The sequence below is a fragment of the Flavobacterium sp. WC2416 genome, from assembly GCF_041200095.1.
Classification (GTDB): domain Bacteria; phylum Bacteroidota; class Bacteroidia; order Flavobacteriales; family Flavobacteriaceae; genus Flavobacterium.
The window spans coordinates 2,818,449-2,843,533 of sequence record NZ_CP165626.1 but is presented as its reverse complement, the minus strand read 5'-3'; the positions used below and the strand labels follow the sequence as shown (position 1 = coordinate 2,843,533).

General features: G+C 35.5%; 16 protein-coding genes and 1 pseudogene. 4 read left to right on the top strand and 13 right to left on the bottom strand.

Annotation, left to right across the window (positions count from 1 at the left end; genetic code table 11):
- Positions 1-39: 39 nt before the first annotated feature.
- The 10 genes and pseudogenes from AB3G39_RS12010 to AB3G39_RS11965 all read right to left on the bottom strand — a co-directional run.
- Positions 40-369: pseudogene (locus tag AB3G39_RS12010) on the bottom strand (MerC domain-containing protein); the annotation flags it as partial.
- A gap of 26 nt (positions 370-395) precedes the next feature.
- Positions 396-1,643 (bottom strand): efflux RND transporter periplasmic adaptor subunit, encoded by a 1,248-nt coding sequence (locus tag AB3G39_RS12005; protein WP_369753574.1) that lies wholly within the window; start codon positions 1,641-1,643, stop codon positions 396-398.
- Positions 1,644-1,654: 11 nt separating this feature from the next.
- Positions 1,655-5,977 carry a CusA/CzcA family heavy metal efflux RND transporter gene (locus AB3G39_RS12000; protein WP_367769126.1) on the bottom strand — a complete coding sequence of 1,441 codons (4,323 nt, stop codon included), beginning with the start codon at positions 5,975-5,977 and terminating at the stop codon, positions 1,655-1,657.
- A gap of 147 nt (positions 5,978-6,124) precedes the next feature.
- Positions 6,125-6,442 carry a DUF6660 family protein gene (locus tag AB3G39_RS11995; RefSeq protein ID WP_369753575.1) on the bottom strand — a complete coding sequence of 106 codons (318 nt, stop codon included), beginning with the start codon at positions 6,440-6,442 and terminating at the stop codon, positions 6,125-6,127.
- Between the two features lie 178 nt (positions 6,443-6,620).
- A complete protein-coding gene (locus tag AB3G39_RS11990; protein ID WP_367769131.1) occupies positions 6,621-7,262 on the bottom strand; it encodes a hypothetical protein in 642 nt (213 codons plus the stop codon).
- A gap of 101 nt (positions 7,263-7,363) precedes the next feature.
- A complete protein-coding gene (locus AB3G39_RS11985; protein WP_367769134.1) occupies positions 7,364-7,849 on the bottom strand; it encodes an ATPase in 486 nt (161 codons plus the stop codon).
- 160 nt (positions 7,850-8,009) lie between these two features.
- Positions 8,010-8,930, bottom strand: coding sequence for a transcriptional regulator (locus AB3G39_RS11980; RefSeq protein WP_367769136.1), 921 nt, complete (start codon positions 8,928-8,930; stop codon positions 8,010-8,012).
- Positions 8,931-8,999: 69 nt separating this feature from the next.
- Positions 9,000-9,290 carry a helix-turn-helix domain-containing protein gene (locus AB3G39_RS11975; RefSeq protein ID WP_367769139.1) on the bottom strand — a complete coding sequence of 97 codons (291 nt, stop codon included), beginning with the start codon at positions 9,288-9,290 and terminating at the stop codon, positions 9,000-9,002.
- 391 nt (positions 9,291-9,681) lie between these two features.
- On the bottom strand, positions 9,682-10,515 hold the full coding sequence (locus tag AB3G39_RS11970) for an RteC domain-containing protein (RefSeq protein ID WP_367769142.1): 834 nt from the start codon (positions 10,513-10,515) through the stop codon (positions 9,682-9,684).
- A gap of 121 nt (positions 10,516-10,636) precedes the next feature.
- On the bottom strand, positions 10,637-13,084 hold the full coding sequence (locus tag AB3G39_RS11965; protein ID WP_367769144.1) for an aminotransferase class I/II-fold pyridoxal phosphate-dependent enzyme: 2,448 nt from the start codon (positions 13,082-13,084) through the stop codon (positions 10,637-10,639).
- A 257-nt stretch (positions 13,085-13,341) separates the two neighbouring features.
- Here AB3G39_RS11965 and AB3G39_RS11960 point away from each other — a divergent pair, with 257 nt between their 5' ends.
- From AB3G39_RS11960 to AB3G39_RS11945, 4 genes are all read left to right on the top strand, one after another.
- Positions 13,342-13,719 (top strand): hypothetical protein, encoded by a 378-nt coding sequence (locus AB3G39_RS11960; protein WP_367769146.1) that lies wholly within the window; start codon positions 13,342-13,344, stop codon positions 13,717-13,719.
- Between the two features lie 64 nt (positions 13,720-13,783).
- Positions 13,784-14,668: a helix-turn-helix domain-containing protein gene (locus AB3G39_RS11955; protein WP_369769392.1), complete on the top strand. Its 885-nt coding sequence runs from the start codon at positions 13,784-13,786 to the stop codon at positions 14,666-14,668.
- A 167-nt stretch (positions 14,669-14,835) separates the two neighbouring features.
- The gene (locus AB3G39_RS11950) at positions 14,836-16,377 is read left to right on the top strand and encodes a MauE/DoxX family redox-associated membrane protein (RefSeq protein ID WP_367769151.1); all 1,542 of its coding nucleotides are present in this window, start codon (positions 14,836-14,838) and stop codon (positions 16,375-16,377) included.
- A gap of 78 nt (positions 16,378-16,455) precedes the next feature.
- The gene (locus AB3G39_RS11945) at positions 16,456-16,722 is read left to right on the top strand and encodes a DUF6520 family protein (protein WP_074722541.1); all 267 of its coding nucleotides are present in this window, start codon (positions 16,456-16,458) and stop codon (positions 16,720-16,722) included.
- Between the two features lie 305 nt (positions 16,723-17,027).
- Here AB3G39_RS11945 and AB3G39_RS11940 read toward each other — a convergent pair whose 3' ends face one another.
- The 3 genes from AB3G39_RS11940 to AB3G39_RS11930 are packed head-to-tail and all read right to left on the bottom strand — an operon-like array spanning position 17,028 to position 24,101.
- Positions 17,028-19,640 (bottom strand): prolyl oligopeptidase family serine peptidase, encoded by a 2,613-nt coding sequence (locus AB3G39_RS11940; protein ID WP_369769391.1) that lies wholly within the window; start codon positions 19,638-19,640, stop codon positions 17,028-17,030.
- Between the two features lie 13 nt (positions 19,641-19,653).
- Entirely contained in the window at positions 19,654-21,045 is a 1,392-nt protein-coding gene (locus AB3G39_RS11935) for a RagB/SusD family nutrient uptake outer membrane protein (protein ID WP_367769157.1), read from the bottom strand.
- 20 nt (positions 21,046-21,065) lie between these two features.
- Positions 21,066-24,101 carry a SusC/RagA family TonB-linked outer membrane protein gene (locus tag AB3G39_RS11930; RefSeq protein ID WP_369753578.1) on the bottom strand — a complete coding sequence of 1,012 codons (3,036 nt, stop codon included), beginning with the start codon at positions 24,099-24,101 and terminating at the stop codon, positions 21,066-21,068.
- Between the last annotated feature and the right edge of the window lie 984 nt (positions 24,102-25,085).

The window sequence follows — 25,085 nt, the reverse complement described above, 5'->3', positions numbered from 1 at the left end:
GCAATTTCCTTGTAATTTGTTTCGGTAATAATTTACCCCTGTAGCTATTAAAATTCCAAACATTCCCAGATAAATAAGTGAAGTATTGCTATTGGTAAAAAAAGCATAATTTATTACAATTGCGCTTGGTATAGCAATTAACAAAGGAAGCAAACTGCGATGTTTGTAATATGAAATAACTAAACCAATAATAGAAATCATTACCATTATTAGAAATATCCGCATTGTCCATCCGCCAAACAATTCAATACTTCCTAATCCAAGTGCAGATGCTCCGAAAGCAAATAATGGAAAACAACAAGGGGAAAATAGGGCGGTGATAAAAAGCCCAATTGTTCCAAATTTGTCTATGTTAGATTTTATTTTCATAATAGATAGTATGAAGGGTATTGATATTATTCTTCACCTTTGTTTGTCAATTTTGCATTTACAAAGAATGCGCCTTTTGTTACGATTTTTGCATTTGATGGAATATCCTTTACTAATGTGATTGCGGTATAACCCATATTAGAAACTCCTTTTACTACTTCTATTTTTTCGAAATTAGTGTTTTTTGGCTCTTGTTCTTTATCTTTTGTTTCGGTTTCTTTGGCTACTTCTCCTTCTTCTGGTTTTTCTTCTTCTGCTTTTTTATTGGTGACCACAAAAATATAGTCTTTGCCATCTGCGCTCACTATAGCATCATTTGGAACAGCGTTAGTAGTCACATCATTTAAACTGACAATTGCGGTGATATTCATTCCATCAATTAGTCCTGATTTATTGCCTTGAACGGTGGCGTGTACAGGAATACTTTTGCTGTCATTCTCAAATGCTGCACCTATTGAATATACCTTAGCGTTGTAGTCTTGTCCCGAATTATTGGTAATTCTAAAATGAATAATTTGGCCTACTTTTAGCATTGGTAAATCTTTTTCAAACACATTTAAATCCAAATGCAATTGTGAGTTATCTACAATTTCGGCAACTGGTGAAGAGACATCAACATAACTTCCAATTTTAGAAAACACATTGCTAATTGTGCCACTTATTGGACTTGTTACGGATAATGAAGAACGTAAATTACTATTATTTAAATTATTAGGATTGATTCCCATTAATTGGATTTGTTGTTGTAAAGAGGCTCTGCGAGTTCGCATTGATTTTAGTTCGGCATTAGCACTCTGGTAATTTTTTAATGCTCCTGCATTTCCTTCGTTAAGCTCTTTTTGTCGTACTACTTCTTGTTCGGCAAAGATTATTTTACTGGAAGTGCTTAAATATTCTTCTTGTAATTGTATAAATTGTGGATTAGCGATTGTAGCGATTAGTTGTCCTTTTTTTACATAATCACCTAATTGTACATTTATGGTTTTTATAACGCCACCATACAACGAAGTTGCATTGGCTTTGTTATTGTTAGGCACTCGCAATGCCCCATTGGCTTGGAGTGTAGCTGTTAATTGTTTTTGTTCAATTGTTCCGTATTGTATACCCACCGTTTTAATTTGCTCGGCAGTGAGCGAGGCAATTGAAGGGGCGGCTTCTTCCGTTGTTGCTTTTTGTTCTTCTTGAGGTTTAGTTTCAGTTTTGCCGCAAGAAATTAGAACGAGACAAGAGGCAATTAACAAAAGATAATTCTTATATGTTTTTAAAGATTTCATTTTTTTTTATTTTATTTATTTGTGAAATAATTGTAATCAATAATGGCTTGGTTGTACGCATTTAGATTGTCTAAATAATTTTTTCGTATTTCTATTGCTTGGCTTAAATATAATGAAAAATCAGCGTAACTTATTTCTCCTGCACGATAGGACTGATCAGCGGCTTTTATAATTTCATCAGCTTGTTGTAAACCCGAAGTTTCGTAAAATTGTAAACCCGAAATGCTTTTTTCTACTTCAGTCTGGTGTTGCATTAAAGAAGATTTTAGAATTTGCGTTTGATATTGCAACTTTTGTTCTTGTACTTCTTTTTCGGTTTTAGCCGCTCTTATTTTATTTTTATTGGCTCCAGTACCAAAAATCGGAAATGAAGTTCCAAAAGAAAAACCACTTAAAGGGTCATCTACGCCATAGAGTTTTTGTGAAAAAACCCGACCAGAAAACTCTGGCAAGCGATTGCTTTTTTGGATTGCAATTTCACTATTGGCAATCACTACATTTTGCTGTAATAAAAGAAGATTCGGATGGGTTTCGGATGTGTTTGGTAATCCATAGTCTAGTTTTTCCAACGAATTAGAAAGTGGCAAAATGGCTTCTGTACTATTGAGTAATTGCATTAAAAGCTGCTGCTGCACTACTATTTCTTTTTGAAGTTGCGTGATGTTGGTTTCAATTTCATTTAATTTTACATTGGCCGAAATTTTTTCGATACCGGCACTCTCTCCTGTCTTTACTTTTACAATAGTCGTTTTTAACAGTCCAATATAAATAGTGTCTAATCGCTGGTATAAAGCGGCTTTATCTTGTAAATACCACATTTGATAATATACAGAACGAATGTTTTTTTTCAATTCTGCATCGATTACTTCTTTGTTGAATTCATAATATTTGGTTTGTTCTCGATAAAAGTTTTTCTTGGCTTGATTTACTTGTGGCAAAAAGAAACTTTGTTGCAAACCAATTTTCCAAACGCCTATTTTATCCGAAGGACGCAAATCTTCATTTTCTACAAAAATGCCTGTTTTAGGAAATTCCTTGTTTCCTTTTATCAATAGCTGATTTTTTGAGATTTGCGACTGGTTGATACTGTATTGTAAATTATCTTTTAGACCTAGATTCAAAACTTCATCAATGGATTTTCGTGATTGTGCTTGACCATTAGTAAATGAAAGAAACAATCCAATAACTAAAATAGTTACAATTGATTTCACTTTTGGTTTTCTTTTTAAATTCATTTTTGTGTTGAATATAATGTAAAGCAAAGGCAATACAAATAAGGTTAAAAACGTAGCTGAAAGTAATCCTCCAATTACGACAGTTGCTAATGGTTTTTGTACTTCGGCACCTGCACTATGTGATAATGCCATTGGTAAAAACCCCAACGAAGCTACGGTAGCCGTCATCAAGACAGGTCGCAATCGTATTTTTGTTCCTTCGATAACTCGTTTTATAACATCATCCCACCCTTCTTTTTCGAGTTGGTTGAATGTGCCGACCAGTACAATTCCGTTTAATACGGCTACTCCAAACAAAGCAATAAAACCAATTCCGGCCGAAATACTAAAAGGCATTCCACGAAGAAGTAATGCAAATACGCCTCCTATAGCACTCATTGGAATTGCAGTAAAGATTAAACTGGCTTGTTTCATTGAATTGAAAGTAAAATACAAAAGCATAAAAATTAGCAGTAGCGATACTGGTACAGCGATCATCAAACGATTGGATGCTTTTTGTAAATTTTCAAATGTTCCTCCATAGGTAAAATAATAGCCCGAAGGCAATTTTACTTCTGTAGCTAATTTGCCTTGAATTTCATGTACGATACTTTTTACATCTCTATCCTGTACATTAAAACCAACAACAATTCTACGTTTCCCTTCTTCTCGGCTTATTTGTGCCGGACCCAATTTAAAATCCACTTTCGCCACTTGTGATAAAGGAATCTGGCTTCCATTAGCTATTGGTATCAATAGATTACTTACATCATCGATACTTCTTCTTGAGGCGCTATCTAATCGTACCACTAGATCAAATTTTCGTTCGTCTTCATAAACTACCCCTGCTGCTTTTCCCGCAAAGGCGGTACTCACGATACTGTTGATATCCTCAATATTTAAACCATAATTTGCAATACGTAAGCGGTCGTATTCAATATTGATTTGAGGTAATCCATCTACTTGTTCTACTTGAGGAGCAGAAACGCCTTGTACGTTTGTGATTACACTTTTTACTTTTTGTGCATATACGGAGAGACTATCCAAGTTTTCTCCAAATATCTTTATCGCAACATCTTGTTTAATTCCTGTCATTAATTCATTGAAACGCATTTGAATAGGTTGACTTTTTTCGATAAAAACCCCTGGAATCACGCTTAATTTTTCTTCAATAGCGTCACCCAATTCATCATAGGATCTGCCTGATTTCCATTCGTCTTGCGGTTTCAGAATTATCATCATATCAGTCGCTCCGGGTGGCATTGGATCTGTAGGTACTTCTCCAGCGCCAGTTTTACCAACTACAATTTTTACTTCATCGAATTGTTTTACAATTCTTGCGCCTTGCATCGAGGTTTCGATACTTTGGGATAAAGAGGTTTCAATCGGCATTTTAAATTCAAATGCATAATCTCCTTCGGCTAATGTGGGAATAAATTCACCTCCCATTTTGCTGAAAATAAAAAGTGTGACCAATAACAAAGCGACAGTAATACTAACGACTTTGTATTTTATAGCAATAAATTTCTCTAAAAGAGGTTGGTATTTACTGTACAAGAAATCCATCATTTTATCTGAAAATGTCTTTTTATGGCTGATCTGTTTCGGCAAAAACAAGGCACTCATCATAGGGATGTAGGTTAATGAAAGTATCATTGCACCAATAATTGCAAAGGAAACCGTTTTTGCCATCGGACCAAACATCTTTCCTTCAATACCTACTAAAGACAGGATAGGAAAGTACACTATCATAATGATGATTTGACCAAAGGCAGCGCTACTCATCATTTTTTTAGCACTGTTTTCAACCGCAACATCCATTTGGATTTGAGTGAGTTTCGTTTTGCTTTTATTGTGTTCCAGGAAATACAGAGAGGCTTCCACAATAATTACGGCTCCATCTACAATTAAGCCGAAATCAATTGCGCCCAAACTCATTAAGTTTGCACTTACTCCAAAAACTTTCATCAATCCCAATGCAAATAACATTGAAAGCGGTATAGCAGAAGCTACAATCAGTCCAGCTCGAAGGTTTCCGAGAAACAAAACCAATACAAAAATCACAATTAAGGCACCTTCAACTAGGTTCTTTTCTACTGTAGAAATGGCGCGGTTTACAAAAGTACTTCTATCTATAAACGGTTCAACGATGACATCATCAGGTAATGATTTTTGAATGATTGCCATTTTGTCTTTTACCCTTTGTACTACTTCATTACTATTAGCTCCTTTAAGCATCATCACAATACCACCTACGGCATCCACTTTTCCGTTATAGGTCATTGCTCCATAGCGAACAGCACTACCAAATTTCACTTCTGCAACATCTTTTATGAAAATAGGGACGCTGTTTGGATTACTTTTAACAACAATATTTTCTACGTCTTCCAAGGAAGTAACTAGACCTACGCCACGAATAAAATAGGCTGTTGGTTTTTTGTCAATATAAGCCCCACCTGTATTTTGATTATTTTTTTCTAAAGCCGTAAAAATTTCGGGAATCGTTACCCCCATTGCCCTTAAACGATTAGGGTTAACGGCAACTTCATATTGTTTTAGTTTGCCACCAAAACTATTTATTTCGGCAATTCCCGGAGTTCCTAGGAGTTGTCTCGCTACTATCCAGTCTTGCATGGTACGCAAATCCATAGCGGAGTATTTCTTTTCGCTACCTTTTTTTGGGTGTAGAATGTATTGATATATTTCGCCAAGCCCTGTGCTTACCGGACCTAATTCAGGTGTTCCGATGCCTTGAGGTATTTGGCTAACAGCTCCTTTTAGTCGTTCACTAATGAGTTGTCGTGCAAAATAAATATTGACATCATCATCAAAAACTACTGTGATTACCGATAAACCAAAACGGGAAATACTTCTGGTTTCTTCTAAATCAGGAAGATTTGCAATACTTTGTTCTATTGGAAACGTTACTAACTGTTCTACTTCTTGTCCTGCCAAAGTAGGGCAAAGCGTAATGATTTGTACCTGATTGTTTGTAATATCTGGTACTGCATCGATGGGCAATTTGGATGCACTCCAAACTCCCCAAATAATGAGGAATAAAGTCATCAAACCAATGATGAATTTATTATTTATACTAAAATGGATGATTTTGTCTAACACTATTGTAAAGGATTAATGTTTAATATTGATTTATAAATCACAGCATTTGAATTTATCAAATACGGTAAAGTAATTAATGAAAAAGACTAGTTCGATTAATGTACAAGTCATTAATCGCTATTCATTTAATCATTAATAAAAAAAAAATTAAACATTAATTTGTGGCGGTTGCCAAATACTTCCGAAGAAATTGGAAGTGAAAATTGATTTGTATTCTGGTACTTTTTTGTCAATTATTGTTTTGACAGAAAAGAGATTATATACATAAATTGAATTGTAATCGAAGCCTTGGCAACCACAGCAGCTACAAATACATAAAGGTGAGCAAGCATCTTTATCTTGATGTTGGCTTGACTGCATACTAATTGTTGCTTTATTATATGAAGTTACTGTTTCCATATCTGCGCAAGGCATACAGGAAAGAATCAGAATAATAATTGATAATATGGCGTTTGTAAGTTTCAAGATTGTAAAAGTAATAATAAAATTTATAAATTTTAGATTTATCTATTTTGATTTGCTTAAGATTTAATATAGTAAGGCCAAATCCTTGTGTCAATTTGTTCGTGGAAAGCGGTACAAAAATTATTAATCTTACGGTATTCATCAATTGCAAAAGTGAAAAATTAGAAATGAAAATTAGTTATTTTTTTGCTTTTTTCAACAAATTTAAATCATAACTATACAATTGAGAATCATACAAATATACTATTCCGTCTTCATTGTCATCCGTTTGTGCCAATTGAACAAAATTAACGTTTTTCTTCATTGAATAATGTTCTAATACATCTGTAATAATAAAAATTGCTTGTTCCAAAGTTTTATTGCTGCAATGTAAAGTGTAATTGTTTAGATATACAATGAGATCCAGTTTTGATTTTTCATCATCATAATCCAGAGCTAAAAATTTGAGGTCACTTGTTTTTAAAATAATATCCTGGAAAATATAAGGTTTATCAAGATCATTCATAATTTCCTCAATTCTTTCGGTTGGCTGGATGAAGGCGGTGAATTTCCAGTTTCTTAATTGTGGAGCATTATCGACTAAATTAATTACTGGGCTGAAATAATCAGGGTTACCATTGGCGGTTATAATGAGTTCGGATTTTGTATTACCCTTTTTTGGAAAAACAATCAGAAAGTCAATTTCCTTGCAATAGTAGCTGAGGTTTTTGCTTATCCAAAAACTGATGTGTTTTTGGTTTAAAGGGGTTTCGTTGATAAGGTTTTTGATGGTTTGATTGTTGTCTTGGAACCAGTTCCAGAAGGTGTTGATTTTTCTCATGATGAAAAAGTTTAAAGTTTAAGATTTGAAAAGTTTAAAGTTGGTTTTCGATACCAATTTTTACTCAAAGTGATGCCATTGCTTCGATCCTCGCAATGAATTTATCTTTTGTCTGTGGTGTTTTTATCGAATGTGATTAGGTTAAACATGGCTCTCATTCTGGAGCGGAGGCGGTTGCCGTAGTTGTTTTCGATTTCGGAGGCGGAAAGATTAGTGGTAATGTGCGTGACAGATTTGTTTTCGACAAACTGTTCGTAGCGGCTGATCAGTACCTCAGCCATGACGTTGCAGTCGTTACCGAAGTGCTTGATTTGCTGTTCAGCACCCAAATCGTCAAAGCAATAACCCGTTAGTCGCGATTGATTGACTTGCTTTAACGTGTAGCAATTGATGGCCTCAAAGCCATTTTTGGCAAATTCAAAGGAGACTTCCCTGCATGTTTTGATTTTATAGTCGGAGCTTTGATATGCAAAAGGTCGTATTAGATGCATTAGCGACGTTTTTCCGCAACCAATTGCTCCAGAGACCAGAATACCTTTTGACAGATCGATCTTTAGTTTTAAGGCTGTTTTCTCGTCTTGAATCATATAAATCAACAATTTGTAGATGGTAGGATAATCCGCTTCGCTAATTTGAAATGAATTTCCGTAGGTCGTTTTTCCTTCGTTTTCGAGGTATAGTAGACATTTTTGAAAATTATATACTTTGAAACCTTTATGTATGACGAAGGTTTCACGGACGGATGATTTACAATGGTTCGTCATAGTTTTTTTGTGTTGCCGTGTGCAGGTGCATCGGTTTTGGTTGGGAATTGTAATCGGATTGTGGAGCATTTACAGCAAACTTAGCAGTGTTGAGCATCCAGTTTCGTGCTGCTGCTTTCCAATCTTTCATTTTTGTTTTTCCGCCTACGAGCCAACCGATGCTAGAGTAGTAGTTGAAAAACTTGTTGGCTTCCGTTAAGGAACTTTCCTTGAAAGAGAAGTATTCCAGTATCATTTCGAGTGAAGGCTTCTCGACTTCGCTCGAAGTGACAATTTTGTGCAAACTGTTTTCGGTTTGATTTTCAGTGATAGTGTCAAAAATTAAATCGAGTTCAATCGGTTTTTCTTTTTTCACGCAACTTTTTTCTTTCTCCTTTTTTTCTTTAGGATTTATTAATGGATTCAAATTTTGAACAAGTTGATTTATTGAATTTTTTTTTATATCTATTTTTATATTGTTTAAAATGTTTTTAGATGTTTGTTTTTTATTATATATATATACCTGTTCATTTACCTGTTCAATGACTTGTTCATTTTTTGTTTTGGTCAAATTGTGAACGGGTTCATTTTTTGAATGGGTTGGTATAGCTAATTTTGAGTTTGTTTTTACTTCTTCAGAGAAATTTGTCATAATGATGTTGGAACAGGAATGGGGGTTAAATGTTGGGTTGTATACCATAAATCCTAAGAGCTCCAACTCTTTCATGCACTTGTGATAGGTCGCTTTTGAATTGATCTTGCTGGCTTTCATAATCTCTTCCCGCGATATGCCTGTTGGGTTCTTAAACCTATTCACGTTCCAACATTGGAAAAGTGCTAAATAGAGCGAAATGTGGGTTGGATTTAGGTTGGTTTCATAACTGATTTTATTGAAAAAACCAGTGAGGTGTTTGATGTAGTTCATTTTTTGAGAAGTACTAAGATTGAAGTATTAGGAATTAAGATCTCTGGGTCTGGATTATTGATTGATGAATTATTTAAATAAATTGGGAATTGAGTTTACTTTGTTGCTTTCCAGTACTTTGTCAATGTCTTGATTGGCGTAATAGATAGTGCCACCGATTTTGGTATAGGCAAGTGTTCCGTTGATGCGGAGGTTTTGGAGGGTTCCGGGAGAAATGTTTAGTAGTTTACGTACTTCTGTGGATTTTAGCCACTTTTTGGTTTGCGTAGTAGTTTGCGATTGAAATATTTTTTTGATTTCCTCTAATAAATCAATTTTGAAGTCTCTAAGATCTTCGACTGTGATAATTGTTGCTGCCATTTGAAAGTAATTTGATTTTGTATCTATTATGTTTTTTAGTGATACAAAATTGACTGCTTTTATTTGCTTTCTATCCCCATACGCTTCGTAGTACCGAAGAAATTTAACATTTCAATATTATTTAAAGCCTGTTTTGGGGGGTATTGGTATCTTCTAGCTGTTCTTTTTTTTAGCTGTTAAAGTTTATTATTTCCAGTTGCACTTTTTATAATGAAAAATGCCCCAATGTACTGGGGCATTAATATCTCGATTGCTCTCGATATGACATGGAAACGAATACTATTTATAAAGTTTAGAAATACTCGAAGTCCCATTACGTAAGGTGTAACAATCAATTCTAGGGCTGTATTTCTCTAGTGTATTTTTCGTACTACCGATTGGATACCGATTTTTAAAATTCGTCTTCTTTGTGGATTTTTTGTTGCAGGTTCATCATCAGTTCTTCCAGGAATTTTGTTTTGCTACTTTTACGGTCCTTAATCTCTGAATAGGTTTTATATATATTATCTATTTTAATATTGAAAAAATCTTCAAAAGAAGCCGCAATAGTATTTATATCGGCTCCCCCATGGTTCAACGCCCCATTAGAGTATAAAGCATAGATTAATTCTGTTAGTGCTGTTTTGGGTGCTGTCCAAAGCAGTACTTTGTGTTTTTTTTCGTCAAATAGCATTGAGTTTCCAGCATTGAGTTTTTGCATTGCTTCGCGGATGTAATGAATGAAACGGTACATTGCCTTTATTTTCGCCCAGAGCATGTCATGTGAAGAGGAAAATTCGGGGTATTGGTAATAATCCGTCATTGGAGTGAAAGGAAAACTATTACCTGGGTTTCTTGTGAAAAATTGATGATCAATATAGGTGTATCCTTGCTCCATATAATTAACAAAGTCCAGATTGCGAGAAAAGAACTTATTGATTTTTCGCATTTCCTTTTCGAAAAATTCTATTTGATAGGACGTGCCTGCTTTAGGTTTGCGGAGTTCGCAAGAACGCAGTTCTGTAAAATAGATAAGGTAACTCATTGGAAGGGGTTTGATATTTTTAAAAAAATCAATCTCGTCAGGTGTCGTTTCAAAATCGTTTTGCTCGACTTTCTCTTTCATGTCAGCTAGTGTTTTGTTACATAAATGAATACCATCAGTTGCTTTTTTAAGATGATTTTCGTCAGAATTAATTATCAATTTAAGTTTTTCATCAAACTCTTCTACAGTAATTTTTAGCATAGGTTTTTGGTTTATCCTTTCCCCAGCCCCTCCGAAGGAGGGGAGTGAGAAAAAGAGGAGGGGAAAATTGGATTGATTTTTGTTTTTTAGTTGTTTTGCAATAAGTTGAAAAACTCAAATTTTATTTAGTTTTTGAATGTGTTTTATCTTCGTTTTGAATTGTACCCATTAATTCCATGGAAAAATTATCTCGGGCTTGAATATAGGCTACTTTTGGAATTATCGTGGCTCCCAGTTTTCTTTTCTCGAAAGTGGCGGATACCCCAAAATCGATTTTACTTAAGTTTAAGTACCGAGCTCGTTTGATTGCCTGAAAAAGTAGTTGTCGGTAGAGTTGGAATTCTTTTGCATAGGAATAGTCCATTCCTATTAAAGCAGGAACATAGGTATGTTCTGTGTTTTTATAACAAAATAGAATTCCGATTAATGGGTTTGTGATTTCTTCTTTTTCTTTATTTTTGAGATATAACAATATAAATTCCCATTGCCGATTACTCTCCATTTTTTTAAATACGTCTATTGGATAGGTAAATGTATTTATAGCATGATTGTTATTTTTTACATTCTGATACAGATAATATGCTTGTTCTAATTCTTCATCTGATAATTGATCTTTTATTACAATATCGAAAGCTTGTTCAAAAGGTACTATCTCTTTAAAGAAATGCTTTCTGGAGCGGGAGGAAAGGGTCGCCGAAAATTCTTCGGTACTATTCCATTTACTATTTTGTATAATGCAGGTTTCCGGCATGCTTATTTTTAAGAAGCCTTGATTGTGAAAAATACGATTCAATTGTTGGTCTTCTTCGAAATCTCTTAAGACGAGCATGTCAGCATCTAATTTATGGTATACTAATTCCACTTGTTCCAGCAAAAGTACTATTGCTTCTTCTGCTAAGGGGTGTGTTTTATTGATGTAACAGTGATTGCCTTCTGTGAATAAGGAACCCATTCCCAAGACTTTTGAAGTCAGGTATAATGGATTTTGTTTTCTTTTTTCTTCTAGTTGAAGTGAAATCGATTCAGGTGCCAGCATATCGTCCTTCCAAAGTCCATAAGTAAAAAAAGTTGCTAGTATGGGAATTTCATTTTTGTCTTTTATTACATAATAATGAAATTCCCAATTATTTTCAGGGGACTTTGTATTTGAAAAAGCATTTTCCAAAAAAGATAATCCTTCCCAGTCGAATGTGCTTTGTTTTCCTAAAAGGTTATTCCAGTTTTGCTTGTCTATTTTTTTTATGGATGTTTCGTACTGTACTATTAAGTTAGATTTTGGCTCTTCATTTTCTATTTGAGGCATTGTTTCAGGGATGCCAAATGCCTTTTTTACTTTGTGAAGGCTATTACCTGATTCTTCCAAGGCTTTAGGAAAATGGAATTCCATTGCTTCTACTAGTGCTTTTATTTCTTCTTTTTGATTGTGGCGGGAAAGGGTAATACGAATACCCGTGTTTTTGATTGGTACTGCGGGGTATATTGCGGGATTTACATAAAAACCTTCATTAAAGAGTCTTTGTACCATTTTATAAGCGGTCAACGGCATAGCGGTACCTAAGAAAAATACTGGTGAGTTATTCAGATCAATCATTGGAAGGGTGGTTTTTTCCAATAATGATTTGAAATATTCTATCTTTTCTGATAAATCGCACTGTAAGCTCGTGATTTCGGTCGAAAGATGAATGTCAGCCGAAGCAATTGCGGCTGCTACAGAAGCGGGTTCCAGTTGTGCAGAAAAAGTAAGTGGTCCACCAAAGTTTTTAATTTTTTCACGCAGTCGATTATCTGTGCAAAGTAAAGTCGCTCCACTGGCACCAAATGTTTTGCTCAAAGTACCGAACAGTAAAACATTGTCTGGTAAATTTTTTAAAACATCCAATACGTACCCAGTGCCATTTTTTCCTCTCCAGCTCATGCCATGTACATCATCAAAGTACAGGTGTAGCTGCGGGTATTTTTTACACAGTTCCATCAAATTAGGTATTGGAGCGAAATCGCCAAACATGGAATATACCCCATCAGCCATATACCATATTTTATTGCATCGTGTAGCGAGGTATTTAATTTTATCTTCAAGCATATTCAAATTATTATGTCTAATCATTTCTACCGGGATGCCTCTTATTTTTAATAGTTGACAGGCATTTTGAACACTCCAATGTACCTGGTGGTCTAAAATTACTCCGTCTTCATCTCTTACCACTGTTGGAATTACTGCCAAATGACCTAGTGTACTGTTTTTAGTTATTATAGGTGGGATTCCATACATCGTTTCAATTTTTGATTCCAGCTCATTGTATAATGGATTGGAAATGTAAGTTTTGGATAGGGGGAATTGTGTACCATAATTTTGAATAGCTGCTATTGCTGCGTCTTTGAGCCGGATGTCTTGTTCTAGCCCCAAATACCCTGTCGTGCCAAAATGAAACATTTTTTGCCCTTTTATCTGTAGGGTACGTCCATTCAAAATTTGATCTTCAGCATAAAGGTGAAGTACGCCTTCTTTTTTTGCTCCAGCGATCACCTCATCGACGGTGTCAATGAAGCTGTTGTGTTTGATTTTTGCCATATTATTTTGGTTTTAGTTGTTTAAAAATATAACCACCTGAATATCTCTTACAAGTTTGATATTTGTGGCGTAAAACTCTGAATAAAAAGCTAATGAGATTCAATGAATTATAAAAAAATCCTTTTATGACAACAGATACTCCCGATTTGATAACATTTGTGATTATTTGTATCAAATTGTGTGTGTTTAATTTAAATTGTATTATTTTTAATATTTTTTTTGCTAAATTGTGGCGTTTTATTTAATTTTTTTAAAAAATGATGCATACTTTTCAGGATAATGAATTTGCTCAATTTTGGATTCATAACGAGATTCTTTTCTTTAAATACAAGCCTAATGTTGTCATTAATTTAACAGCAGCCCAACGCATCGTTGGTGATCGAATTCAGTTACAAAATGAAATGGCTTATCCTATTTTTTGTGATATTAGAGGGATTGTAGATTCTGACAAAGCTGCAAGGGACTATTTGGCGCAATCGGGTTCTATTCTTACCAAGGCAGTAAGTCTGGTAGGGCACCAAAGTGTTTCCTTAAGTATGATCTCATTTTATCTCAAAATATGTAAGCCAAGTGTTCCGACTAAGATTTTTACTGATGAAGCAGCTGCTTTAGTTTTTTTGGAAAAGTATGTCTAGTGGGCGGATATTTATTTATGACTAATATTTACACATTATGAATCAAGAAATTAATCTGCAGCGTATGCGCAGTATGTCTCAAATGCTTCTTGAAATGGCAGGAGGTAATTTTAGTAATCGAATTCAAAGAACAGAAGAGGATGATGAACTAGAAGGATTAGTTGTGCTTATGAATATGGTTGCCGAGGAAATGAAGGAGTCTGTTTTTCACGCGGGTTTTATAAATCCTCATCATTCCTACAGGAATCTAGTTCAAAGTACTTTTATCTTAGATGAGTGTTTTGTCATTAAAAGTTATAATTCCGAAGCCTCTGTTTTATTAAACTTAACTCCTGATTTGTTATATGATACGTTATTTAAGAATTTGTTATCCGAAGATTCATTGTGTTTTTGGAATCGTTTAGAAGAAGAAATATTGTTAGACCCTGACTATCATGCTACAGTGCAATTAATTTATATTGCGCAAAATAAATTATTAGTTCCTGTGTATTGTACTATTTCAAGGCTAATGAACTGCTCAAAAATTTTAATTAGTTTCGTAACTACCGTAGTAGAAGAAACTATTTCGAAATCTGCTATGATTACTCCAGAAAGTAAAGATCTACCGATTTTCTTAAGTAGACCTTCGGATATATTAATAATTCAAAATGTTTATGATTATATTTTAGAACATTTGGATAGTCCGTTACCTTCTGTTAAGGAACTCTCTTATATTTTTGGTACGAATGAAAATAAATTAAAATACGGATTTAAGCAACTCTTTCGGACGAGCATCTACCAATTTTATATCATTGAGCGGTTGAAAAAAGCGCATCTTTTAATTCAGCAGACCAAAATTCCTTTAAAAAGTATTGCTACTATGACAGGCTTTAACACTTATCCTAATTTTTCGAAAGGTTTTAAAAAGCATTTTGGGTATACTCCGATGGATATTAAAAGAAAATTTTGACAGCAGGAGGAAAGAGGAAAGAATAAAGAAAATAGAGAAAAGAATAAAGAGGAAAAAAGTATAATGTAGAAAAACTCCTTTTTTGACAAGTTATACTCCCGATTTGCTTCACTTTATTTATTTGTTTTTTGGAATTTTATATCGGATTAAATTTAAAGTTTAGCGATATGAAATTATCTTCCTCCACAGAAAGTATTATTGTCAAAGGTGTTAGCTTGCTGTATGCTGTATTGTTTGTTTACGCAGCAGTTAGTAAACTACTTGATTTTGAGAATTTTCAGGTTCAGCTAGGGCAATCACCCTTACTAAGTGCTTTTGCGAGTTGGGTTTCATGGGCTGTCCCAATTATTGAATTGCTTATTTCCTTACTTCTGATTTTTCCAAAATATCGACTTATTGGATTCTTTTCCGCTTTTAGTTTGATGATTCTATTTACTACTTATATCATCATTATTTTAAATTTCAGTTCTTTTGTTCCCTGTTCCTGTGGGGGTATTCTTGAAAAGATGAATTGGACTCAACATCTTATTTTTAATATTGTTTTTGTTTTGTTAGCTTTAGTTGGGATTCTAATACTAGGGCAAAATGAAATAACGGCACAAGTCAAAAAATGGAAACCTATTTTTATAGCTCTTCCAATCGTATTTGTTTGCAGCATTTCCGTTGTGATTTTACTTTTTATAGTATCAGAAGATATTATTCATCATCGCAACAATTTTATTCGTCGTTTTCCTCACCACCCAATATTAAAAACACATGAAAAGGATATTCATTTTAATTCTTATTATATAGCGGGAATAGCTGATGGGAAAATATATTTAGGTAATATTACTGCCCCGTTAAATATACTTGTTTTAGATACAAGCTTGCAACATCAAGAGCGATTCGTGATACAGCTTAAAAATGAAAATATTGCTTTTCGAAGAATTGCTCTAAAGGTTAAACCTCCTTATTTCTATGTTTTTGATGGAACAGTCCCAACTATTTTGAGTGGAAGTATCAAAGATTGGAAAGCATCACAATTAATGAAAGGCAAAGCTTATTTTTCTTTATCTGAGCCCATTAATTCGAAAACTTTTGTTTTTCGAGCTGTAAGCAGTACAATGCATAATTCTATTTTAGGACTTTTAAGGATTAGTGATACCATTCAAGTAAGATTAGCTCCTCATTTATTGCAAAAACAAATTGATGGACTTTTCGATACAGACGGGATGCTTTTGTATAACGAACAACTTCAGAAAGTTATTTATACCTACTATTATCGCAATCAATATCTTGTCATAGATACTAATTTAAAGCTGAATTATATAGGACATACAATTGATACGACTAGTCGTGCTCGTATTAAAGTAGCTTACATTCATTCTAGAAATCAAAGCAAACTTTCAGCCCCTCCGTTATTAGTTAACAAAGGCACTTCAACTTATGGGAATTACCTTTTTGTGAATGCTGGTTTAATGGGATTGTATGAGCCGGAAGAAATGTGGCGAACTGCTTCTATTATTGATGTTTATGATTTTAGGCATAAACGTTATGATTTCAGCTTTTATATTAATAATGAAGAGCAACATAAGATGGAACATTTTCAGGTTGTGGATAATTTAGTAGTTGCATTAATCGGTCATAAAATTGTTACGTATCGTTTGTATAATAAAGGGTTTCATCCGGCAAATTTTAAATCAAAAATGGGAAATACAATAGGCCTATAAAAACATACTGCGCGGTGTCAGGAAATCGATCGAAAACCTGTAAAAAAGAGTAGATCAAAAACTTTTAATTTAAATATTATGAAAACACGTATTGTACAAAAGGCGTTGCCTTTTGCAGCTATTGTTTTAGCAGTAGCAGGGGCTTTTGCAGCCAACATTTCCAGAACCAATGTCAGCACTTACGCTGATGTTAACGGACGAATTCCTTCCACTTGTGCCGAAACAAGTGTTGTTTGTTCGGATAATTTTAATCCACAAATGTGTACTAATGGTGCTCAACAGTTGTACAAACTAAATGCAGCAGGTACAGCTTGTCCTCAGGCTCTTTACAAAAAGATTCAGTAGGACTTCAACAACCCTATATTAATTAGGGGAAATGGCAATGCCGAACTTGAAAATTTCAGGTTCGGCATTGTTTTTTACCCTCTCACAGACCATTCAATAGTAGGGAGTGAACAAGTGTACGTATCATTTTCGTTTTACCCTGTCCCTAAAGGGAGTTGAAAATATTGCGCTTTATCTTTTTAAACTCCCTTTTTAGTTTTGACAAAGTGCATTGATTATTTTCGTTTTGCCCCGTCCCTAAAGGGAATCGAAAATTTGGAGTTTTTCATAATAAAAGAGGAATTTAGTAAGTAGCAATCCGTTGTTTAGATTCTTTTTGTGGAAAAAGGGATTCCTTTAAGATACAAATCGAACCATTCTTTTACTCTTGTATCGAGGTCTATTTGTGATTCGGGTTTACCAATGGCATGGCCTTGGCCGGGATATACCAGAAACGTATGTGGTTTTTGCAGTCTTTGTAACGCTAAATGTAGTTCGATGCTTTGCGTCCAATTCACGTTAGGGTCTTGCTGGCCCGTCCAAATCAACACTGGTGTATTTATGGAGGAAGCGTGTGCTATAGGTGAGTTTTCAATATATCCTTTGTAATTGTCAAACAAAGAGGCACCCATTCGCAATTGTGCGGATTCATAGCGCCACATATGGGAGCGCTCGCCACTGGATTCCATACTTAAATAATTACTGACTAGATCTGTACAGGCGGCACCCACGACTGCTGTTGCAAACCTATTAGTTTGTGAAATAATATAAGCAGTCTCATATCCTCCAAAGGAACCGCCTATCAAACCAATGTGATTGGATTCTACGATGCCCTTCGCTAGAACAGTATCAATAGCTTCTTGTACGCATGAAACGGCAGATTGTCCTGGTGTTCCTACTTCATAGGCAATGTCTGGATAGAATACTAAATAGTCATCGAATGTATAATTAGTTGGATTAAACCCATCCGAATTGTATTGTGTAGGATTAATATAGTGATGCATCATTCCCGATTGTCTTTCGTATAGGTGAACAATCATAGGATATTTTTTACTAGATTGAAAACCTGCAGGATAAAATAGTACTCCTTTCAAGGGTTGTCCTTTTTGGTTTGTATAAGAAATCAGTTCAGCATGTCCCCAGGAGAATTTATCCTGCTGCGGATTTGTTTTCAATACCAGCTGCTCTTTTTTCATGATTTTGCTCCAAAGCTGTAATTTTGGTGAACTCTCAAACGACTCTTCTTTATACAGATATTTTTCACTTTGCTTTGCCTTTTTCAGCATGCTGATTCTTGCCTTTTTATATACCATCACATTGCACTGACCATTGCTTTCCAAGTAATAATATCCTGAGGCTTTATTATCGCCCAAGGCTTCAAGTATCGTTCCTTTAGTAAAGTTAAAAGTACGGGTTGGTAAATTAGATGAGGTATTTATGATGTCATTTTCATTTTGGTAGATTCTGAAACGAATTTTTTGCTCCCGACCTTGGGTTAGTCTTTTGGCGTTTTCCCCATCTGGAGTTACTGTCCAAATATCATACTGGTCGTACACAATAAGCTTACCGTCCTGTGTCCAACCCGGACTACCATAAGGTGGCGTTGCTCCTGGCTGATCGAATTCCAAGTTATAAACGGCTGAGGGAATTAGTGTTGTAACATTGGTCTGTTTTTTCAATATAGGATCGTATATCCACCATTTTTTATCTTTAAAGTAATTGATATACCTGCCCTGTGGTGGTGCTCCTATATTTCCAATGGAATGGAGCTGTTTCTTTACTACTAAACTGCTTTTTCCTGTATTTAAATCGGTCAGGTAGAAGTCGGGTATTGCCTCAAATTCATATTGAGGTTCATATGCTTGATTATTAAATGTCAATGCATAGTTTTGATTCCCAGTTAACAATACGTTTGGCAAATCATCTGTTCCTATTTGGACTATTTTATTTTCCTCTGGCCACCATACTGCCAATTTAGGAATATGGGAAGGGTCTAGCTGTTGACCATGATGTACGCCTGTTACAACACTACTCCATATTTGCACTATTTCGTTTTCTTCCTTTTGAGGAACTGCAGCAGCTAGGTAAAAGAAGATTCGTTTGCCATCTTCTGAAATTTCAAGCGGCACGCGAGCAAAGGGAATTACAATATGTTTGTCTTTAAAGAAATCTGTCGACAATAATGGGTCTAAAACTACTATTTTAGGTTTTTGTTCTAATTGGGTTATGTAGTATAGCTTGTGGTTTTTTAGTTTAGCGGTCACGATATTAGATTCCTGTAAAAAGGAGAGTACATCGCCTTTACTATTCCACGTAAGGTATTTAAAATCCCCTTCTTTTTCTTGAACTAATGTCGCACTATTAAAATTGGAATTCATTCGAATCAGCTTCACTGTATTTTCTTTTGGTGTTACGTAGGCTAAAAGAGTACCATCCCCATTAAAACGATATTCTGAAACTCCATTGATCGTCTGTTCTTTACCCGTTTGTAAATGGAGTATGTGGAGAGACTCTTCCTTCTGTGATTCCTGTTTCGTTAGAACTACATATTTTCCTCCAGCTACAAACTCATATTTGGAAATGTTTTGAATCCATTGCAGTACACCCGATTTTAAGTTTAGTAATGCCATTCCTTTCTTTGAATCTTGCGCAATCCACCATTTACTGTCTGGACTAAAAAGTCCATTTTCTGCTGTTGGAAAATACTTTTTCTTCGCAGTTTGTGTGTTTTGTACAAATAATGTGTCCTGTGCTGAATGATAATTCAGTTTGTAGCTTATCCAATTTCCATCTTCTGAAATTTTTTCATCTGAGAGGGTACTCCATAATGGATAGTCTGCGGGTTTAAGTTGCCTTTTTGAAAAGGATTGGCTCCAAGAAGAGCCAATCCCAAGTATCAAAAGGAGAAAAATCCAGTTCGTATTCCCTTTTAAATTCATCCTCTTATTCATTTTAATATCCTGGATTTTGATGTAGGTTTTTGTTCAGTAGTAATTCTGTTTGAGGAATGGGTAACCATTTATCGGTACTTTTCCATCCGGGCTTTAAAGGACTTAAAATCCCATCTGCTTGTTCTGTTCTTTTTAAGTCAAACCAGCGTTGCCCTAATTCAGTAAATAATTCGACCCTGCGTTCTTGTTGAATAGCCAGCAACACGTTTTGGGGAGTGTTGGCCGCCGTATCTGCTAATCCTGCTCGGTTTCGAATTAGGTTTAAATCAGCTAAAGCACCAATCCAATTATTTTGATGAGCCCTAGCTTCTGCACGGATGAGGTATTGTTCTTCTAATCGCAATATAATTGCAAATTCCTGAGAGCTTCCTGTATTGGCGATTTGTTTGTATTTGTATGAGTAGTACCATGTTTGTGTACCGTCCGTCACATTCCCCAACCAATGTTGCTTTCTTTGATCTCCAGTTTCGAATGCGTTTAGTAAATGGGTACTTATAACAGTAATTGGAGGAGGGCCGCTGCTAAAAATAAAAGTATGCGCATCATGCGTGTTCAGCCCCGAAATACCTGGGTGCAATTGCCAAATTGTTGAGGGATTTTCCTTTAGAAATACCTTATCTAGATCCGCTTCCAACTGGTATGTATTCGTATTAATTACTTGGGACGCTTCCTCTTCGGCTAGTTGCCACGCTCCTCTGTAAAGGTACACTCGTGCTAGTACTGCTGTAGCTGTGCCTTTATTTGGCCGAATACGTTCTGCAGTACCATAACTGTCGTTTAATATGCTTTTAGATAGCATTAAGTCGGTTGTAATTTTATCATATACTTCGTCTTCGGACATTCTCGAAACGGTGCTGTTCTTTTTATAATCCGTTGTATCGATGTAAGGAATATCTCCAAATAGATTTAATAAATAAAAGTGAATAAATGCTCTAAGAAACAAGCCTTCTCCTTTTAAGATATTACGCTCCTCTGTGGGAATTGTGGTTGATTTTTCAAGACCTTCTAAAAGTGCGTTTATTGCATAAATTTGACTGTAACTGCTATTCCATAAAGAACTAACCATAGGATTTGAGGAGAGTACGGTATGATTGTAAAAGTCTTCTAAAGGCGCACTGGGACTTCCATAATAGGTTAATTCATCCGAATAGTTTCCCAGTCCATTCGAAAGGCCATCTTGGTTTCCAGAAAGTATGCCGTTTTCTCTTAGTTGTGAATAGCAATTTGAAAGTGCTGCATTTGCTGTTGTAACATCTTCGAACACTGCAGTACCAGTAAGCTGTGATTGTGGCAAATCTACCTCCGTAAAACTTTCGCAGCCATTCAGCCACAAGCAAAGGAGTACTATTAATGCTATTATTAGCATTGACTGTATTAATTTATAGTATTTCATATCGCAATATTTATTGATTTTTAAAAGCTAAGGTTTAGTCCAAAAGTAAATTGACGTAAAGGAGGGGAGTAGAAAGCGGATTGATTTTCAGGATCGGCACCTTTGTACTTGGTCCATGTGAGGAGGTTTTGTCCTTGTAAATAGATTTTTGCTGTCCCCCCTTTTGTAACTTCTTTTGGAATCGTATATGAAATACTGATGCTTTTCAATCGGATGTAGGAAGCATCACTTATGGTTGCGTTACTGTTGCTGTATAAAAAATAGGCATCCAATGCTGCTGCATTAGCTCCTGTTGTATATTGCTGAATTTCGGCATCGGTACCATTTTGTGGCCAGTGATTCAAAACCGCTTGTGGCTGATTGGAGAAATCTCCTATCCAAGAAGCCGTGTATAAGTAATTACGCCCTTTTTGTTTTACGCCCTGAAATAGAAAATCCAGTACCCAATTTTTATAGCTGAGTTGGTTGCCAAATCCTCCAAATAATTGAGGTGCTGTATCTTCAATCCATTGGCGGTCTTCTGGTCCCGTAATTTTTCCGTCACCATTGTAGTCCTCAAATTGATAAACACCTGTAACTGGATCAATTCCTGTGTAGTGGTATGTTTTTTGGATACTCAATGATTTACCTATTACCAGCGAATTGGCGTAAGTAGACCCCTCTAAATCAGGGAATTCCAAGAGTTTGTTTTTAGGTAGGGTCAGGTTTAATGTAGTCGTCCAATTGAACGCTGTCTTTCTAAAATTAACCGTTCGCAATTCCAGTTCTAAACCTGTATTTTGAACTGTTGCATTTAAATTAGCTTGTAAAGAAGAAAAACCTGTAGTTCCTGGTTGTGGCACACCCACAAGTTGATTAGAAGAACGGTTGCAAAAATAGGCTGTAGTTAAGAAAATACGATCGTTGAGAAAACCAAGGTCGATTGCGGCTTCCTTTTTTTTATTGGTTTCCCAACCAAAGGAAGGATTGAAAAGACGAGTAGGTTTTATCCCAATAGTACCATTGTAATTGTTGCCAGTAATCTCATAAGTGTCTAAGAATTGGTAATCACCAATCTGGTCATTTCCACTGGTACCATAACTGATGCGTAATTTTCCGAAACTTAAGAAACTATTATTATTTATGAACGCCTCCTTTGAGAATATCCAGGCTGCACCTATAGCTCCGAAATTAGCAAAGCGATTGCCAGGGCCAAAACGACTGGAACCATCTCTTCTTCCTGTTAAGTTAATGATGTATTTACTTTTCCAATTGTAATTAATTCTACCAAAGAACGCTTGGTATTTGTAAATGGTCAACTGATCGTCAGTAATGGTCAAATAGGAAGCTGCAGCTATATTGTGCAGTAAACTGTTACTTGCAAAACCTGATCCGATTTGCGCCAATTGTTGCCCGGTTTGCTTCTGGAAAGTTGTGCCTGCCAATAGCATTAATTCTGAATTGCCTACTGTTTTCTTCCAATTGATCTGAGGTTCAATAATCCAAGAGCTACGTTTGGCATTGTTTATAATAAGTGTGGAAACTTCACTGCCCAGTCCATACGCTGGATTGTACATGGTAGAAGGAAATGTCCGATTTTCGGAGATGTGATAGTCTGTGTACCCTAGATTTGTTTTTATTTCCAAGTTTTCCAGTATGTTGTACGAAAGAACAGTATTAGCAATTAGGTTGGTTGTGTTGGCTGCATATTTGCCTTCCAAATAGCTTAACGGATTGTTCCAAGTGCCATTTTTCCAATTTAAGTTTCCTTGGGCATCGTATAGAGCTGGGGCATTTGGCGCCAAAATTGTAGCTTGGTACATCAAGTCGTTTGCGGGTAGTGTATTCTTATCAGTAGCATAGTCTGCTGTAAAGCTCATTTTAAAACGATTGTCAATAGAGCGATGCGTTAGACTGTTGTGAAACGCCAATTTTTCATATTTTGCATCCCCAGGGAAAACGGTTGTTTCGTTACGGTAGGTGCCACTTAACAAAAATTGAGTTTCGGCATTTCCACCAGAGACCGTAGTTTGAATATTGTTCGTATTTGCAGTACCTCCCAGTAATTCTTTTTGCCAATTGGTGTAGCGGTTTTGATCCCAAGTACCATTTACATCATAGGCGTACCCGGGATAGTCTGTAATTCCGTCATTAGCAAAAGCTTCCTTACGCATGGATAAATATTGTGCTGTATTTAGTAAATCCATGGTACGAGTTAGTTTTCCAAAACTGGAATACGTATTCATATCGAATTTGGTTTTTCCTTGTTTTCCTTTTTTGGTCGTTATGAGCACAACGCCGTTGGATCCTCTTGAACCGTATATTGCAGTAGCATCAGCATCTTTTAGTACTTCCATACTCTCAATATCTGATGGGTTTATATTGTTGAGAGGACTTGCTGATCCTGCCAAAATATTGCCCGATGTCATTACCGAGCCTAATGATTGCGAACTGTAAGGTACTCCATCCACAATATATAGTGGCGCATTACCATCAGTGCGAATGCTGTTTATCCCTCTGATCTGTATATCAAAACCACCACCTGGTGTTCCAGTGGCTTGTGTAATATTCACACCAGACATTCTTCCTTGCATTGCTGCTAACGGATTATTTATGGGTTGTTTTTCTATATCCTTTGCAGTGATTTTCGCAATACTTCCTGTGCGTTCACTTTCTTTAACGGAGTAGTAGCCTGCGTTGACACGGACTTCTTGTAAGGAGGTGATGTCCTCCAGTAATTGTATGTTGATCGTTTTACGACCGTTTATGAAAATTGTTGCCGTTTTGAATCCTATGAAAGTGACCACTAGCGTATCAATTGGGGTCGCTTCTATGGTGTATTTTCCATCAAAGTCAGAAATAACGGTTGATTTTGCTTTTCCTTTTATGGAAATAGTAACACCAGTTAAGGGGTTGATGCCATCCGTAATGGTACCGTTTATTTGTATTTGTTGCGGTAAGGAGTGATTTTGCCTCAGTAGCTTGTTTGCTAGAGCAGGGGTATAGGATAATGAGAACCCGATAATAATCAGGTACCAAAATGCCGATCCACCCTTGTAAAATGAATTTTTTTTCATAATATTGGGTTAGTTAATTGAAACGTTAGTTTTGTTAGCGATGGTCCTCTATTCGTCCGCCAAGAAGAGTTAGAGGGCCTTTTTTTTTTGATTTAAAGTTTAAATCTGGGTGTCGAAAAGTGACTATTTCCGACATGAGATTGTGTTTTTTATAGCATAGGCAATTGGTTTTAAAGGTTATTTAAGAAAAGCGTACTACCGTTGTTTGTTGCAGCCAAACGCAGGTAGTGCCTTTCCCAACTAATTCAATAATTATTGGTATTGCGAGACTAATAAGAAGAGGCAGTGCTAAGAATAGAAGTTGAGTTTTGCCTAAATAATTGGCATAAAAAATGGCATGGAACTCAGCTTATCGTATCAGAGGTACTGGTATACCGGGGAACAATAAGTGAGCCCACGCCATGGGACGTGAGCATCTTACTTATCTTCTCGTTCCTATAAATTACCAGTTTTCTGATACGAGATTCTAAGCGAATGCTTCAAATATTTTAAATGAAGAAACGCAAATATATAAATTCAAAAACAAATATAAAACAAATATCCGAATTGCACACTATCGTGTGCAAAATAATCATAGATATTATATTCTTTTGCTCTAATGACTAATGATAACTCACAAAGTAACAAATCTAAAGATAAGAAGCCTGTAAAGGTTTTTCTTATAGACAGGTATGTTTGTAATTTTATATGCGAGAAGTGGATGAGTGATGATGTATCTAATAGGTCTTTTGGAAAATCTCATGGTATACATGAAGGAATTGTTAGAAAAATAAAAGAAGTAGACGGCTATAAGATACCGGTATCTACACTTACTACTATATGTTTCTATAAAGGGATGAAATTGTCAGAGTTTTTTAAATTAATAGAAGAAACATATGGCGAGTTAAATGATAACTTTGAAACCGTCTTTAAGTAATTAACGGCAAACAAGATTGGTGAAGAATATTGAAATGTAGATGCTGAGAAGCATCTTTTTCTGTTTTA